The sequence below is a fragment of the Pseudoalteromonas sp. S327 genome (assembly GCF_005886415.1).
Lineage (GTDB): Bacteria > Pseudomonadota > Gammaproteobacteria > Enterobacterales > Alteromonadaceae > Pseudoalteromonas > Pseudoalteromonas atlantica.
The window spans coordinates 1-17,219 of record NZ_PNDP01000027.1; the positions used below are offsets into that span (position 1 = coordinate 1).

At 41.8% G+C, this 17,219-nt stretch carries 13 protein-coding genes; 12 read left to right on the forward strand and 1 reads right to left on the reverse strand.

What is annotated here, in order from left to right:
* The 6 genes from CWB60_RS08805 to CWB60_RS08830 form a co-directional block, all read left to right on the forward strand.
* Positions 1 to 262 (forward strand): elongation factor Tu (locus tag CWB60_RS08805; RefSeq protein ID WP_502704738.1); only part of this gene is annotated, 262 nt, incomplete at its 5' end.
* 397 nt (positions 263 to 659) lie between these two features.
* On the forward strand, positions 660 to 1,457 hold the full coding sequence (locus CWB60_RS08810; RefSeq protein ID WP_138577659.1) for a VOC family protein: 798 nt from the start codon (positions 660 to 662) through the stop codon (positions 1,455 to 1,457).
* Positions 1,458 to 1,575: 118 nt separating this feature from the next.
* Complete coding sequence (locus CWB60_RS08815; RefSeq protein ID WP_029774302.1) at positions 1,576 to 1,941, forward strand: hypothetical protein; 366 nt, start codon at positions 1,576 to 1,578, stop codon at positions 1,939 to 1,941.
* Positions 1,938 to 4,271: a fatty acid cis/trans isomerase gene (locus CWB60_RS08820; RefSeq protein WP_138577661.1), complete on the forward strand. Its 2,334-nt coding sequence runs from the start codon at positions 1,938 to 1,940 to the stop codon at positions 4,269 to 4,271. Before CWB60_RS08815 ends, CWB60_RS08820 begins: the two co-directional genes overlap by 4 nt.
* A gap of 158 nt (positions 4,272 to 4,429) precedes the next feature.
* Positions 4,430 to 6,154, forward strand: coding sequence for a response regulator (locus CWB60_RS08825; protein WP_138577663.1), 1,725 nt, complete (start codon positions 4,430 to 4,432; stop codon positions 6,152 to 6,154).
* Between the two features lie 77 nt (positions 6,155 to 6,231).
* Complete coding sequence (locus tag CWB60_RS08830; RefSeq protein WP_138577665.1) at positions 6,232 to 7,644, forward strand: ATP-binding cassette domain-containing protein; 1,413 nt, start codon at positions 6,232 to 6,234, stop codon at positions 7,642 to 7,644.
* 36 nt (positions 7,645 to 7,680) lie between these two features.
* Here the strand turns inward: CWB60_RS08830 and CWB60_RS08835 are convergent, their stop codons facing one another.
* Positions 7,681 to 8,559, reverse strand: a complete 879-nt coding sequence (locus CWB60_RS08835) for a TraB/GumN family protein (RefSeq protein ID WP_138577667.1) — start codon at positions 8,557 to 8,559, stop codon at positions 7,681 to 7,683.
* Between the two features lie 866 nt (positions 8,560 to 9,425).
* Here CWB60_RS08835 and ilvG point away from each other — a divergent pair.
* The 6 genes from ilvG (at position 9,426) to CWB60_RS08865 (ending at position 17,201) form a co-directional block, all read left to right on the forward strand.
* Positions 9,426 to 11,075 (forward strand): acetolactate synthase 2 catalytic subunit, encoded by a 1,650-nt coding sequence (gene ilvG, locus CWB60_RS08840; protein WP_004589294.1) that lies wholly within the window; start codon positions 9,426 to 9,428, stop codon positions 11,073 to 11,075.
* The gene (ilvM, locus tag CWB60_RS08845; protein ID WP_138577669.1) at positions 11,072 to 11,314 is read left to right on the forward strand and encodes an acetolactate synthase 2 small subunit; all 243 of its coding nucleotides are present in this window, start codon (positions 11,072 to 11,074) and stop codon (positions 11,312 to 11,314) included. The genes ilvG and ilvM overlap by 4 nt, the downstream gene beginning before the upstream one ends.
* A 105-nt stretch (positions 11,315 to 11,419) precedes the next feature.
* On the forward strand, positions 11,420 to 13,276 hold the full coding sequence (gene ilvD, locus CWB60_RS08850) for a dihydroxy-acid dehydratase (RefSeq protein WP_024032149.1): 1,857 nt from the start codon (positions 11,420 to 11,422) through the stop codon (positions 13,274 to 13,276).
* A 2-nt stretch (positions 13,277 to 13,278) separates the two neighbouring features.
* Complete coding sequence (gene ilvA, locus CWB60_RS08855) at positions 13,279 to 14,832, forward strand: threonine ammonia-lyase, biosynthetic (RefSeq protein ID WP_138577671.1); 1,554 nt, start codon at positions 13,279 to 13,281, stop codon at positions 14,830 to 14,832.
* A 144-nt stretch (positions 14,833 to 14,976) separates the two neighbouring features.
* Positions 14,977 to 15,963, forward strand: coding sequence for an ABC transporter substrate-binding protein (locus tag CWB60_RS08860; RefSeq protein WP_039972499.1), 987 nt, complete (start codon positions 14,977 to 14,979; stop codon positions 15,961 to 15,963).
* 62 nt (positions 15,964 to 16,025) lie between these two features.
* Positions 16,026 to 17,201, forward strand: a complete 1,176-nt coding sequence (locus CWB60_RS08865; RefSeq protein WP_138577673.1) for a methyltransferase — start codon at positions 16,026 to 16,028, stop codon at positions 17,199 to 17,201.
* Positions 17,202 to 17,219: the final 18 nt, after the last annotated feature.

The following is a 17,219-nucleotide window of genomic DNA, read 5'->3' on the forward strand; positions in this document are numbered from 1 at the left end:
AGTATACGTACTTTCTAAAGATGAAGGTGGTCGTCATACTCCTTTCTTCAAAGGTTACCGTCCACAGTTCTACTTCCGTACAACTGACGTAACAGGTGACGTACAGTTACCAGAAGGCGTAGAAATGGTAATGCCTGGTGATAACGTTAAGATGACAGTAACTCTAATCGCGCCAATCGCGATGGACGAAGGTCTTCGTTTCGCTATCCGTGAAGGTGGCCGTACTGTAGGTGCTGGTGTTGTAGCAACTATCGTAGAGTAATAGTTAACTTTTAAGTTAATTAATACTATAAAAACCCGAGCTTAGCCTCGGGTTTTTTAATGCCTGAAATTTACGTCATGTGAAGGTGGCGCTATTACCTTTAGGCGTAGGTGCTATGTAGCAACTATCCTAGATTAATAATTAGCCTAGCTAATTAATACTAAAAAGAGGTCACTTCGGTGGCTTTTTTATTGCCTGAAGAAAAGTGATTAGTTTTTAACTATCAGCTTTTAGCTGCTTTACGTTAACGTAAGTAATGTTGTTTGGTTGGCTTTACAAAGCCCGAGTAGAAGTGGTCACTGATGTATAAGGAGGTTTATTGAGTGAATAACTATCGACACTTACAGGGTATTAGCCTAAGCTAAAAATGGCTTAAATTTACAACAGGAAATGGGCGATGAATAATAAAAATAATTATCCGCAAGGTATATTTTGCTGGGCTGAACTGTGTACTCATAATTGGCAAGACGGGAAAGCTTTTTATACCTCGTTGTTTGAGTGGGGAAATGACGATCAGCCCATTGGCGATGATGAGTATTACACTATGCTACAAAAGCAAGGTGACGATATTGCTGCCATGTATCAAATGCCTAAAGAGCAAGTGGCCTCTACGCCTAGCTACTGGCTTACCTATATTGCCGTAGATGATGTTGATGCATGTGCAATTAAGGCGCAAGAGCTCGGTGCGCAAATTATAGCAGGCCCTCATAATGTTATGGATGCAGGGCGTATGTTAATGCTTAAAGATCCCGCGGGTGCCACGGTGGCATTGTGGCAAGGTAAAGAGCATATAGGATGTAAGCGTCCTTGTGAGCTCAACACGCCTTATTGGCATGAAATGGCAACGCGCGATAGTGAAACAAGCCGTGATTTTTACTGTGAACTACTGGGGTGGAAAAGTGAAACAAAGCCTATGGAAGGTATGGATTACACCTTGTTTTTAGTTGCAGGTAAGCCCGTAGCAGGCATACTACAAATGACTGATGAGTGGCCACTAGACGTACCTCCCCATTGGATGATTTACTTCGCCGTGGATAACTGCGATAGCTATGTAAAAAAAGCGGCGACTCTTGGAGGGCAAGTGTCTGTACCTGCTACAGATATTCCTGATGTAGGGCGTTTTAGTGTTATTTGCGACCCTCAAGGGGCTGTATTTTCTATTATTGAATCGGCAATGGATGATATTAAAGCTTAGTCATTAACAGCGCTTAAGGCTAAATTTTAGACTTTAGTGTGGTTATTTAGGCGCAGTAATTATGTGCTTTTTTGCTATAATGGCGGGTAATTACACCGTCAGTCAGCAAGAGAGCACAATGGAATTTGAACAAGATAGTAAATTAACCTTACCGTTATTTATTTTAAATGAGTCGCTTAGTGAGCGAGATGTAGAAAAGCCCGATTTAGACATTTCATTTGCTCTTGATGATGAGCTACTGACGCAGATATGCCAAAACCCAGCACCTGATAGCAGTATCGCTATTAGTTTAAAAGAGTATGAGCTTGCGCCGCATAGCAGCGAATTTAATGCGTTGTTAAACCAAGAGCACGATGCACAAATAACGCTGACCCACGGGCCACTGTTAAGTGTGGTGTTAAATACCCACGACAACCAAACTTTTGTCTCTCCACAAATGGATATGATGCCAACCTTCGACCTGGGTGATGAGGACGAAGAATGAAAAAAATTCTGATCAGTACATTCGTCCTTATTATCCTCAGCGGGTGTGCTTATTTAGGCAATGCTCACTACAACGACTTATTTGGTGATGAACAAACGCAGCAGCGTATTGTGCCGCATGATACAGGTGCTGGTGCCGAGTTTTTGCAAGAAGTAAAACCTGTGCTAGATACACGCTGTGTAGTATGTCATGGCTGTTATGATGCGCCTTGTCAGCTAAAACTTTCTTCCCCTGAAGGGATAGATAGAGGGCTAAGCAAAGAGCTTGTTTATGATGGTACACGGCTATTAGCCACTACACCAAGCCGGTTATTATTTGATGCAACCAGCACTGAGCAATGGCGTAAAAAGGGCTTTACTCCGGTACTTAACGAACGTGACCAAAACCCAGAAGCAAACCTTGCCGGTGGGGTGTTATTTAATTCATTAGTACTTAAGCAAAGTGCACCCTTACCAGAGAATGGAATTCTTGATGACGAATTTGACTTTTCACTAAGCCGCTCTCAAACATGCGCCACTATGGGAGAATTCGATCGTTTAGCTGCAGAGCAGCCTCACGGCGGTATGCCTTACGGTTTACCGGGCGTGTCTAGCCAGGAGTTTTATCATTTACAAAAGTGGCTTAAAGACGGTGGAAAAATGGCGCATATTAAACCGCCCACCAAAGCCGAGCTAACAAACGTTAAAAACTGGGAAGCGTTTTTAAATCAAGACAGCTTAAAATACCAATTAGCCGCACGTTATATTTACGAGCATTGGTTTTTAGCCCATATTTATTTTGGTTCTGATAAACCACAGAGCTTTTTTAAACTGGTTCGTTCAAGTACGCCGCCAGGCGAAGAAATTAAGTTAATTAATACGCGCCGACCATACGATGACCCTAAAGTAAGCCGTGTGTATTACCGTTTACTACAGGACCGCTCAACTGTTTTATCAAAAACACATTTACCGCTAAAGCTTGATGATGCAAAGCTTGCACGTATTTATGAGCAATTTATAGCTCCCGATTATACGGTTACTAAAATGCCAAGTTATAAGAGCGAGACGGCATCTAATCCTTTTAAAACGTTTGAAGTAATTCCTATTAATTCTAAGTATCAATTTATGCTTGATGAAGCTGAGCTAATTATTATGGGCTTTATTAAGGGCCCTGTATGCCGCGGCCAAATTGCACTTAATGTGATTAACGATCATTTTTGGGTTGCCTTTGCAGACCCTGAAAAAGTCGCGACTCCAGCAGTGGAAGATATGTTGCTTCAGCACGAAGAAGCCCTTGAATTACCTGCAGCAGAAGAAAGCAATGCATTGCCTATCTCTAGCTGGGTTAAATACTCAGTGCGTGAGAAAAAATACTTACAAGCCAAAGTTGAACTGGCTAACGAGATGTTTAAAAACGGAGAGCATTTAACAACCGACCTATTGTGGAAAGGTGAAGGGCATAACAAAAATGCAGCGCTTACAATATTTCGCCATTTTGATAGTGCCACGGTAGTGAAAGGCTTTATTGGTCAAGAGCCTAAAACTATGTGGGTATTAGATTATGCGCTATTTGAGCGTATTCATTACTTACTTGTTGCAGGCTTTGATGTATACGGAAATATCGGCCACCAATTAGTGACCCGCCTATACATGGACTTTTTACGTTTAGAGGGTGAGCAAAACTTTTTGGCTTTATTACCTGAAGCGAAGCGCCATCAAATTAAAAAAAGCTGGTATAGAAAGTCTCCGCCAAGCTTATCTAAGTTTTTTAAAAACAACCGAGAGTTTAGCCAACCTAGCGGTATTGAATATAAAACGGATGATCCACAACACGAGCTGTATGGGTTAGTTAAGCAAACTTTAGCGCCAGTACTGAGTGAGCACTACGACTACACAAAAGTACCCACGCCATTAAATGCACTAAACAATATGCCGGCTAAAGCTATAAATTTATTACCGCAGTTATCGTATATTTTGGTTAAGCAAGACGATGCTTCACATAAAGCTTATACGCTTATTCATCACAACGCGCATTACAATATTTCCAGCTTATTAAATGAAGATGGGCAGCGCGCTTATGATGAAGATACCGCCACCCTAGTGCCAGGCTTTATTGGTGATTACCCTGCGGCTATTTGGTATTTAAATGATCAAAATGAAGTGGGTGAATTTGCACAGCTATTACCTATGATGCAAATTGAAGCAGATTATGCTGCAATAAAAGTAAAATTTGGTATTCGTCGCTCACATCCAGAGTTTTGGAAATACAGCGACATAATGCACCAAGTAGCTAAAGAGTATCGCGGCGTTGAATTTGGTATGTTTGACTACAACCGATTAGAAAATCGCTAACTGGTAATTACAAAAGTGTCGCAAGTATTGCCCTTTTTGCCTCACACTTAATACATTTAGCCCAGTCATGTTACTGGGCTTTTTATTTATATAATTACTAAAGCTGATGTTGAGTTTTCTATATATAGGCTACACTTAAAATAAAAAAGCGGCCTTGTATGTTTAAAATTATTGCCAATGTAAGACAGCGTTACCGATGGGCGCTTATTGCTATTGCTCTGTTAATAAGTGGCTCAGCATTGTTGCTGCAGTATGGCTTTTCTGTACAAAAGTACGATGCCAAAATTATTAATATGGCAGGTAAGCAGCGCATGCTCTCGCAAAAAATTGCTTGGCATAGCAATGCACTTCTTTCATCACGAATCGATGTTGCTACCCATACCAATTCCCTCGAACACTCTCTCGCACAATTTAAAACAGCTCATGAGGTATTACTTACCAAGCAAGGTAGTAGTTACCGTTATTTAACGCCAGAATTAGTAAAGTTATACTTTGCTGAGCCAGCTAATCTAGATAGCGAAGTGAATGAATTTATTGCCCAAGCTAGCTGGCTGCTGTATCAAAAAGGCGAGGTAGACACACAGGTGCTCAACGTAGCACATGTAGAAAACCTGCTAGCTAAGCTTGACCGCGCGGTTACTTTATTTGAGCAACACGCAGTAAAAAAAGTTAACCGCGTGTCTAATTTAGAATTGCTGTGCTGGTTAGTCGCCATGGTGTTATTGCTCGTTGAGCTAAGATTTGTGTTTATGCCGATGGAAAAAGAGGTGGAACGCACCTTAACAGCTCTTCAAAAACAAAAGGACTTTGTAGCGCAAATGAGCCAAAACAAAGAGCACTTTATTGCCAGAGCAAGCCACGAATTTAGAACACCGTTACAGGGATTAATTACGTCGATTGATGAGCTATCCATCAATGCCGAGCAGCAAAATATTAAAACGCAAGCAAGCTACTGCGCCCTTAGACTTCTATCTATGCTTGATGAGCTACAAGACCTACAAGCACTAAGCACAGGAAAGTGGGCGCCAATTCTTAAAAACGAAAACCTTTTAGAATCCATAAACAAAGTGGTGTTGGCGTATGAGTATGCAGCGCAGCAAAAAGGGCTAACATTAATCACTCATTTTGATGAGTCTCTTAATTGTTTTTGTAAGTTAGATCATCAGCGCTTACAGCATGTATTAACCGAGCTAATTAGCAATGCAATAAAGTTTACCGACAAGGGCGAGGTTGAAGTTGCTGCAAACATGCAAAACTCGCAATTACAATTAACCGTTAATGATAGTGGGTGTGGTTTTTCTAGCGAAATAACAGAACTAGAGTTTGACTCATTTAAACAAACTAACCACTTTCAAGGCCTAAGAACGGGATTAACACGGGCGCAGTATGTTGTTAAAGCGCTGCATGGTTCGCTTTCATTTAAAAACAACGCAGCGAGTGGCGCTCATGTTACGCTTAACTTGCCGATTGAAATTACGAATCAGCAAACAGAAAGAGAAGTCGAAAAAAAGCTTTTTTGCCTTGTGGTTGAAGACAACGAATTAAACACCTTGTTACTCACACGTATTTTGGCAACGTTAGGTGTGGACTATGAATGCGTTGTAAATGGCCTAGAAGCCTGCGAAAAGGTATGTAAGGCTGACTATGATGTGGTGTTTATGGATTTAAACATGCCGGTCATGGATGGCTTTGAAGCGACTAAAAAAATACGCAAAGAGCTAAATAAAACCATGCCCATAATCGTTGTTACAGCAAATACCTCAGCCGAAGACATGGACTTAATTTATGAATATGGCGCGAGTGAGCATATTCATAAGCCCATAAGTAAGCAGGCAGTGGCTGATGCGTTGGTAAATGTATGCATAGCTAATGAAATAAATTAATACGCAATTAAATACGCTTGCTAAAGCAATTTACTATACGTTAAGTTGTTCATTTAGCTTATGGTGAAGGCAGTATTGTGCAAAGTATTGTATTTGAACAATTTAGTGGTTATTTAAAAGGGCATGGTAAAAGCCGTTACACAATTAATGACTTAAGTTGGCAAGTGAATGCTGGTGAGCACTGGCTCTTATTAGGCGCTAATGGCGCAGGTAAATCGGTATTGAGCGCCGCATTAACGGGTGAAGCTAAGCAGCAAAGTGGTACTTTTAAAAGTACCTTTAATAGCACGCAGCTTGTGTCATCTGATGTGCAAAAGCAGTTAATCAAAAATGAAATTGAGCATGAACATCACAGCTTAGTAAAAGATTTTATCTTCCCTCAAAATAGTAGCTACAACCATGAGTTACGTACAAAACTAATAGATGCCTTTAATTACAGCGCCCTTTTAGATAGGCATTTTAGAGATCTCTCTACCGGCGAAACCCGTAAACTCCTACTTATAAATGCGCTAAGTAGTCATGCTGATTTAGTGGTACTAGATGAGCCATATGATGGCTTAGATAAACATTCGTGTGAGGTGCTAAACACTTTATTAGAAACACTTAGCTCAACAATTAACTTTGTGTTTGTGTTAAATAGGCTTGATGAAATCCCGCCGTTTATTACTCATTACGCTTATGTAAATCAGGGGCAGTTGCAGCATGTACTTAATAATCCAAACGCAGAGCAGCGTGCTGACTTGCTTAAACTACTGCATTTAACCCATACCGCTTTAGAAATACCTCAACCGGATGACTCCCAAGGCCGTGCAGAATATACCGCCGATACATTGGTTAAGCTTAGTAATACAAAGGTTAGCTACGCTGGGGTTGATGTATTTAAAAATCTCAATTGGCAAATTAATAAACATCAACACTGGCAATTGAGTGGTAAAAATGGCTCAGGTAAAACCTGCTTATTAAAGTTAATCACTGGCGATAACCCTCAATGCTACAGCAATGATATTCAGGTATTTGGTTTTAAACGCGGAAGTGGTGAAAGTATTTGGGATATAAAACAGCATATTGGCTATATATCAAATGCACTGCATATGGATTATCGAGTAAGTATATCGGCATTGAATACAGTTATTTCTGGGTTTTACGACAGCATTGGTTTATATCAAAAGCCAACAGAGTCACAAGTAAATACAGCTAAGCAATGGTTAGCGCTGATTGGGTTAGGCGATAAACAAAATAGCTCATTTACGCAACTTTCATACGGCGATCAGCGCATGCTATTAATAGTGCGTGCTATGGTAAAACACCCCACGTTACTTATTTTAGATGAACCTTGTTTGGGGCTTGATGAAGCAAATAGACAGCGAGTACTAATATTAATAGAGAAAATTTGTGCCGCAAATACCAGCACTGTAATTTATGTAAATCACCATGCGGCAGACAAAATTAAAGGGATTGAGCATTACTTAAAAATGGAAGATTTTAATTAAAGGCTGGGCTGAATATGCCCAACCTTTAACGCCACGTTATAGGCGAGTAATGGTAAAGCCTGCATCAGTTAACTGTTTAATTAAACCATGCTGCTCTGGTAAGTGCAGCGCGCCTACAGCAATAAATAGCTTTTCGTTTGTTAAGCGAGGCACTAATTGCTCCACCCATTTATTATTACGATTAACTAGCATAACTTGCTCGCTTATTTCACCGTAGTTACTCTCGTCAAAACTCATGTTGTAGTATTCAGTCAGCGTATCCATATCACCATTTTTCCAGGCGTTTACTAACTTAATAAAATAAGTATTAATATCGGCAAGCTGTTCAAACGTTTCTTCAATCATTTCATTACTAAGCAAAGCCATGCCATCAAACATTTGTAGTTGCTGCTCTAGCGTTTCTAACTCTCCAATCGTGATATTTTGCTTTTTAGCGTAAGCAAGTACTTGCTTGTCTATGCCTGTTTGGTCAGAAAACCCTGCATTTTGAAATTCAATCTGCATCATGGTTACCATTACAGCCCAAGGTTTGAGGCCATTAAACATAGCTATATCAATCGATTTTTTAGCAAAGTAGTCTTTAAGCTTATTGTAGTTTTGTTTTGAGAGTTCTGTTTGTAATGTTTTGCCATCTTTAAGCATCATAAAGGGCATTGAACGCTGCTGCATTTGCAAAGGCGTGAGTTTACTAATATCTACTTCAACAACAACTTGCTCGCTTTGATCTATAGCCTTAGTTACTTTTTCTGGTAAGCCTTTCATGCTGGCGTCGCCTACGTGAACCGTGCCAAACAAGTAAGAGCTAGTACCGTTTTTTTCTACTTTAAATAATGCCGGCGCTGCGACACTATTAAAACTAGTTGCTATAAAAAGTGCCAGTATAAAAAACTGACTAATTCGAGTGAGGGCTTGCATGGTTTGTCCTTAAATCTAATTGAGTTGCCTAAATACTAGCTTAAATTAAAGCGCTTTAATAAACCTATTTGGTTATATTAAACACTTTTAAATACGCTTATGAATTTAGTTGCACTAGGGCACCTTGTTTAAATTGGGTGAATGTAATTGAGTGGTGCGTAATAGGGCTCGCGGAGTAAACCTGCCTAATTAGCAAAGTTTTAAGCTATTTACCGTGCTGCGCTGTTATTTGTACTACAATGTATCAAAAATTAATCAAGCCCTATATGGCTATTATGTGGCTAGTGAATTTACTTGATGCAAATTAAGGTATAGATTTTTCATTTAAGCCTTTTTTTGTGAATTTAAAATCCGTTTGAAGTCGCTTTTTGCTCTTTTGTTGAATTAAGTTTGGTGTTGACTTACTCGCCTCAGCGCGGTACAAATACATATACAGAGCGAAGAGTATTACTTCGTAACAAATGAACACATTTTGGTATTAATTACATGCTTACAAATGCACTTAACCTAGTCCTGATTATTATCGTGGTGATTATTCCCGCGAGGGCTTCGTAGTGCTATAAACTTAAGCATTAAAAAGCCCTCCGCACCTAACCGTTCGGAGGGCTTTTTAGTTTTAAGCACAAAGTTTTAAAAATTTTATACCAATTCGCTTAATTAAGTGATCTATTTTGAGGATAGATAAACGTGTTGATAGCTAGGCAAAAAATTCGCTATTTAGTTGTTCTAAATGAGAATTTTTTAACGCAGATAGCGACACTTTTAGCCCCCTAAAAATAATTAAGTATTATTGCGGATTGGTATTAGCTATAAGTTTTTTAAGTAAGTAGGTAATTGGGTTGTCACTGAGGAATGAGGATTAATTAATGACAGGCGCAGAACTAACAATCGATTTATTAGCCAAGCACGGCGTAAATGAAGTATTTGGCTACCCTGGCGGAGCTATTATGCCCATTTACGATGCGCTGTATGGCGCGCCTGTAAAGCATTACCTTACTCGCCACGAGCAAGGTGCTGGCTTTGCCGCAGTGGGTTATGCTCGCAGCACAGGCAAATTAGGCGTTTGTTTTGCTACCTCAGGCCCAGGCGCTACTAACTTAATAACAGCTCTTGCCGATGCAATGATGGACTCAGTGCCATTATTAGCAATTACAGGTCAAGTACCGACTGCCGCTATTGGCTCAGATGCATTTCAAGAAGTCGATGTACTAGGTATGTCACTGTCGTGTACTAAACATAGCTACATGGTAGAGCGCCCAGAAGACTTAGCTGAAATATTACAAGAAGCCATGCACTTAGCTCAAAGTGGTCGCCCAGGCCCTGTGCTTGTAGATATTCCAAAAGATATTCAAATGGCGCAAGTGCCTTTTAAACCTTGGTTAGCTGCTGATGAGTATTTACCACAGCTTGATTTGAACCAAGTGGCCATTGCAAACCAGTTATTAACTGAAGCAAAACAGCCAGTAGCGTATGTAGGTGGTGGCGTGCAAGCCGCCGATGCGCAAAATGAGTTAATGCAGTTTTTAAATAAAACACAAATGCCAGCGGTATCAACATTAAAAGCGCTAGGCAGTGTGTTACCAGATTACGAGCACTACTTAGGAATGCTAGGCATGCACGGCACACAAGCGGCTAACATAGCAGTACAAGAGTGTGATGTACTTGTATGTATAGGTGCGCGCTTTGATGACCGCGTAACGGGTAACTTAGCCAAATTTGCAGCTAAAGCAAAAGTAATTCACTTAGACATTGACGCGGCCGAAGTAGGTAAACGCAAACCTGCTAAAGCGTCCTTAATTGCTGATCTAAAAACCTCATTACCCGCACTTGAGTGTGTTGTAACACCTAAAGCATGGTGCGATACAAATAAGCTCATGAGCGAAAAACACGCGTGGCGTTATGACTACCCAGGCGAAAAAGTATTTGCTCCGTATTTATTGAACCAGTTAAGCCAGCGTATGCCAAAAACAGGCGTAGTGTGCTGCGATGTAGGCCAGCACCAAATGTGGGTGGCGCAACATATGAAATTTAACCACCCAAGTAATCACTTAAGTAGTGGTGGCGCAGGCACTATGGGCTTTGGTTTACCGGCGGCTATTGGCGCACAAGTAGCACGCCCAGACGATTTTGTAATAACGGTGTCGGGTGATGGCTCAATCATGATGAACATTCAAGAGCTTGCCACTATACGTCGTAACAATTTACCAGTAAAAATACTAATATTAGATAACCAACGCTTAGGTATGGTTCGTCAATGGCAGGAACTGTTTTTTGAAGGGCGTTACTCTGAAACCAATCTTTCAGATAACCCTGACTTTGTTCAGTTAGCGGCGGTATTTGGTATTCCTGGGCAAACTATTACTAAAGCCAACGAAGTAGACGATGCAATCACTGCACTGGTAAACAGCGAAGGGCCGTATATTTTACATGCCTGTATAGATGATAAAGAAAACGTATGGCCGCTTGTACCACCAGGGGCTGCAAATGACGAAATGATTACGGAGAAAGCACAATGAAACACAGCTTAACTATTGCATTGAAAAACCAAAGTATTGCGGTGGAGCGCTTTTTACGTGTTGTACGTCACCGTGGTTTTGACCTTACGCATTTTCAGCTTAATACCGATGAAGCTCAATATACGATAGCAATAACGGTCGATAGCGATAAGCCTATTCATCTATTAACCAGCCAGCTAAATAAGTTGGTGGACGTTAAAGAAATCAGCTTAGAAAATTTACAGCAACAAGCAGTGTAACTGCTAACGAAACACATTTACGCGTTACTGAATATGACCATCAGTAACTCAACAATTTTTAGAATGAGGAATGCCCGCTTACACAGCGGCAAAACAGAGGTAACTATGGCTAAATTAAGAAGTGCAACAACAACTGAAGGACGTAAACGCGCAGGCGCACGTGCATTATGGCGCGCAACAGGCATGACCGACACCGACTTTGGTAAACCTATTATTGCTGTAGTTAACTCGTTTACGCAATTTGTACCAGGGCATGTACACCTTAATCAGCTTAGTGAGCTAATGGCTGAAACAATCACGCAAGCGGGCGGCGTACCAAAAGAATTCAACACCATCGCAATTGATGACGGTATCGCAATGGGCCACGGTGGTATGCTTTACTCACTGCCTTCTCGCGACTTAATTGCAGACTCTGTTGAGTACATGGTTAACGGCCACTGCGCTGATGCGATGATCTGTATTTCTAACTGTGACAAAATCACCCCAGGGATGATGCTTGCAGCGCTACGTTTAAATATACCGGTTATTTTTGTATCGGGCGGGCCAATGGAAGCGGGTAAAACCAAACTTGCTAACATCGATATTAAACTAGATTTAGTTGATGCCATGGTAAAAGGCGCTGATGAAACAGTAAGTGATGCTGATTCAGAGCAAGTAGAGCGCTCTGCGTGTCCTACCTGTGGCTCGTGTTCGGGTATGTTTACTGCCAACTCAATGAACTGTTTATTAGAGGCTATTGGCCTTGCACTACCGGGTAACGGAACAACACTTGCAACTCATAAAGATCGTAAGCAACTGTATGTAGAAGCCGGCGCTCGCATTGTTGACTTGTGCCGCGAGTACTACCAAAAAGACAACCACGACGTGTTACCGCGTGCAATTGCAAATAAAACAGCCTTTATGAACTCTATGGTGGTTGATATTGCCATGGGTGGTTCATCTAATACCGTATTGCATTTATTAGCAGCAGCACAAGAAGCTGGTGTAGATTTTGATATGTCGCACATTGATGAGCTTTCTCGTAAAACCCCATTTTTATGTAAAGTAGCCCCAGCTACACCTGAGTACCACATAGAAGATGTGCATCGCGCTGGTGGCATGATGGCAATTGTACGTGAGCTAGGTAAAGCAGGTTTAGTTGATTTATCGGTAAACCACGTAGCGGGTATGACGATGGGTGAGCTTGTTAAAAAGTGGGATGCGACAGATCCTACAAACGAAGCAGCACAAAAGTTTTACCGTGCAGGCCCTGCCGGTATTCGTACTACAAAAGCAATGAGCCAAGAGTGCCGTTGGGATGAAGGCGATAACGACCGAGAGCATGGTTGTATCCGTAGTGTTGAGCATGCCTTTAGACAAGATGGTGGCTTAGCTGTGCTTTCAGGTAACTTAGCGGTTGATGGCTGTATTGTTAAAAGCGCAGGCGTAGTGGACGAAATGCTGCATTTTGAAGGCACCGCCGTGGTGTACGAATCACAAGATGATTCAGTAGAAGGTATTTTAAACGACGAAGTAAAAGCCGGTGATGTTGTGGTTATTCGCTACGAAGGCCCTAAAGGCGGCCCAGGTATGCAAGAAATGCTTTACCCAACGAGCTACTTAAAATCAAAAGGCCTTGCTGAAAAATGTGCCTTGATCACCGATGGTCGTTTCTCGGGCGGCACCTCTGGTTTATCAATCGGCCACGTATCGCCAGAGGCGGCAAGTGGCGGTGCTATTGCGTATGTTGAAAATGGCGACAAAATTATCATTGATATCGCAACACGTGAAATCACCCTTGCATTAAGTGATGAAGAGCTAGAAGCACGTAAACAAAAGCAATTAGCGCGTGGTAAGCAAGCGTATAAGCCGCTTGATCGTGACCGCTATGTATCGTCGGCATTAAAAGCGTATGCATTACTTGCAACCAGTGCCGATAAGGGCGCAGTACGTGATTTAGCCAAACTGGAGGAGCTTAGCTAATTATGGTTTCTCAAGAGCTCGATTATTTTCGCGCTATTATTCAGGCCAATATGGAACCGCTAGCTAAAGTAACTGAGGTCAGCGAAATGCGCGACCTCAGTGATAAATTAGGCAACCATGTTTGGTTAAAGCGTGAAGATCAACAGCCCGTGTATTCGTTTAAGTTACGCGGTGCTTATAATAAATTAAACAAGTTACCAAAAGGGTCTGTTGTTATTACGGCATCTGCGGGTAACCATGCACAAGGTGTGGCGCTTAGTGCTTCACATCTTGGCCATAAAGCCACTATTGTTATGCCAGTTACCACGCCTGAAATAAAAGTAAGTGCGGTACGTGCGCTGGGCGGTGAAGTGGTTTTACATGGCCATCATTTTGATGCTGCAAAAGCACATGCACTTGAACTAACAGAGCAACGCAATGGCGTATTTGTACCGCCTTTTGATGACCCTGACGTAATTGTGGGGCAAGGCACAGTGGCTCGCGAGCTTATGCAGCAACTCAACGAGCTTGATGCGGTATTTATCCCTGTTGGCGGTGGTGGCTTACTTGCTGGTATGGCGGTTTATATCAAATCATTACGCCCTGATATAAAAGTCATTGGCGTAGAAGCTGACGAAAGTGCATGTTTACAAGCCGCGCTTAAAGCGGGCGAGCCTGTTGAGCTTGACCGTGTTGGCAGTTTTGCCGATGGCGTAGCGGTTAAAGTTATTGGCAGCGAAACATTTCGCTTAGCGCAAAAATTTTGCGATGAAGTTGTAACTGTCAGTGGCGATGAAATTTGTGCCGCCATGCAAGATATTTTTGTCTCTACTCGCGCGATTTCAGAGCCCTCAGGTGCACTTGCAACCGCAGGGCTTAAAAAGTGGAGCCAGCAATCGGGCTTAAAAGGGCTGCATTTAGCAGCGGTGCTTTCGGGTGCTAACTTAAACTTTGATCGCTTACGTTATGTGGCTGAGCGTACTGCGCTAGGTGAAAAAAACGAAGCGCTACTTGCGGTGACCATTAAAGAAGAAAAAGGCAGCTTTAAGCAGTTTTGCACCTCTTTAGGTGGTCGGGCTATTACTGAGTTTAACTACCGTTATGCAGGACCAGGTGAAGCGCAAATATTTGTAGGTATTGCCCTGCGCCAGGGTGAGCAAGAACTCAACGAGCTAAAACAAGACCTAACTAACAACGACTACCAATTTTACGATTTATCAGATAACGAACTCGCTAAATTACACGTACGTTATATGGTAGGGGGTAAAGCACCGGAGCAGTTACACGAAAGGTTATTACGGTTTGAATTTCCGGAATACCCAGGAGCCCTTGCGCGCTTTTTAGATACCCTAGGTAGCAATTGGAATATTACTTTATTTCATTATCGCAATCATGGGGGGTCTATCGGAAATGTACTGGCGGGCTTTGCTATTGAGCCAAGCCAATTTGATATGTTTAACGAGCACTTAAATCGCTTAGGTTACAGTGTACAAGATGAAACACATAACCCGTGTTTTACGCAGTTTTTAACCTCTCAGCCACAAAGCCCAAACGTTGACAATTTAGCCTCAGCTTAGGGTTTTTATAAGCAAGTATGCACGTTTGCATGCTTGCTTTATCGTGTGTTTTAAATATAGTTACAGCTAATGACTACTATTTGGAACACCCAGTTGCTTATTAAAGGATTAATATTTGTAATTTTGCTTTTTTGCAGCCAACTAATGGCTCAAGAATCAGTCACTTTACAACTAAAATGGACCCACCAGTTTCAGTTCGCCGGCTATTACATGGCTCAGCAAAAAGGCTACTACAAAGACGCCGGACTTGATGTAACCATACGCGAAGCCAATCCTAAAATGCCTGACACTTTCACGCCTGTAGCAAGTGGAGAAGCCCAGTTTGGCGTAGCGCATTCGGGTATTTTACAACAAAGAGTAAACGGCCAACCGTTTGTAGCAATGGCGGCTATTTTACAGTTTTCCCCGTACTGTTGGATGGTAAAAGACAGCTCTGATATTTTTCATCCTCGCGATTTTACCGCTAAACGTATTACCGAAGTGAGTAAAAAAGACAGTACCGAGCTGCTAGTTATGCTTAAACGCAGCGGTATTGATATTGCTACCTTAGAAGTATACGAAGGCGATGAGCCTGCGCTACAAGCGTGGCAAGAAAACAAACTTGATGCAATGCAAGTGTATGTCACCACTCAGCCTTACTTTATGACTCAGCAAGGGGTATCGCACCGCCTTATATGCCCACAGCGCTATGGCATGGATGTGTATGGTGATGTGTTATTTACCAGCGAATCAATGCTTAAAAAGCACCCGCAAACGGTCGAAAAGTTTTACCAAGCGAGCTTAAAAGGTTGGCGCTATGCGATGATGAATATGGATGAAGCCATTGCAATTACTCAGCAAGTGTATGCGCCAAACAAAAGTTTTCATCAGCTAGCCTATGAAGCCGAAGTATTGAAAGACTACATAATGCCGCCTACGACCCATTTAGGGAATATGTCGATGGCCAAGTGGCGCTTAATTGCAGATTATTATGGTATTAAGCAAACGCAATTTGACGAGCACAAAGCTGGGTTTGTTTATAAATACCAAGAGCCAGAGCGATTACAACTGTCGTGGATGCTAATAGCCGCCTTTATTGTGAGTATTATTTCGATCCCCCTTTATTTGCGTTTAATACTTGGAAAAAAATAACCGCTTAATGCTGCTCTGCGCAACTGGTATAATTAAACGTCTTTTTACTATTTTAAGTTGTTATGAACCTAGCTGAGCAGTTTGCAGCACTCGATGCAGTGCTAATGAATACCCGCGAATATTGGCAATGTACAGCATTTGATTTTGATGAATTACCGTGGCCTGAGCTACAAGCGGCGTTAAATAACTTATCAGATGCAGATGTCGCAAGGCTTGATAACGATCAGCAACAGCTTTATCAATTTTTTAGCCCATTTATCGCCGGGGTAGAGCAGCTACCTGAGCTGTGTAATTTACCAAAAAGCCAGCAGCAACGTAGTGAATACCCGTTTTGGATAAGTAACGGTATTAAAGGGCGTAAGTTTGAGCAACTGCAAGACTTTGTTTCAGCATTAACGAGTAATACACAGCCTGTACTTGAATGGTGCGCAGGTAAAGGGCATTTAGGCCGAATGCTTGCTTATAACGGCGCGCAAAGCGTACACAGTGTTGAGCTACAAGGGCACCTTTGCGAGCAAGGAGAGCACAGTGCACGCAAGCAAGGTTTAGCGATGAAATTTAGCCAAGCTAATGTACTTGAAGATGAAACTCGCCATTTTTTTAATACCGACACACATGCGGTGGCACTGCATGCATGTGGCGCACTGCACCAAACATTTATGCAACACGCCAGCGCCGCTAGGGTAAAACGTATTAGTTTTTCGCCGTGCTGTTATCACTTATTTACCGATAGTCGTTATCAGGCAATGAGTGAGCTTGCCCTTGCTAGTAAGCTTAATTTAACGCACCGCGATTTAAAATTGGCGCTGCAAGAAACAGTTACAGCCCCTTCACGTGTAGCTAAAATACGAAAAACTGAGGTGGAATGGCGCTTAGGGTTTGACGCACTTCGAAAGTCACTCACTCATGAACATTATTACGTGAGTGTGCCTTCAGTTAACAAAGCCGTGTTCTCTGATACGTTTGCACAGTTTTGCGCTTGGGCGGGGGATAAAAAGTCTATAAGTATCCCTCAAGATACTGATTACGATAAGTTTTTATTAATTGGTAAGGCGCGTAAAAAAGTAACAGAGCGAATCGAACTGGTTCGACATGTGTTTAGAAGAGCAATAGAAGTTTGGCTTGTGCTCGATCGTGCTTTATATTTGCAACAGCAAGGTTATCACGTTTCAGTTACCACCTTTTGTGAGAAACAATTAACTCCTCGCAATATTTTAATTCTTGCAAACACCAACTAAAAAGGCGCTCATTATTTG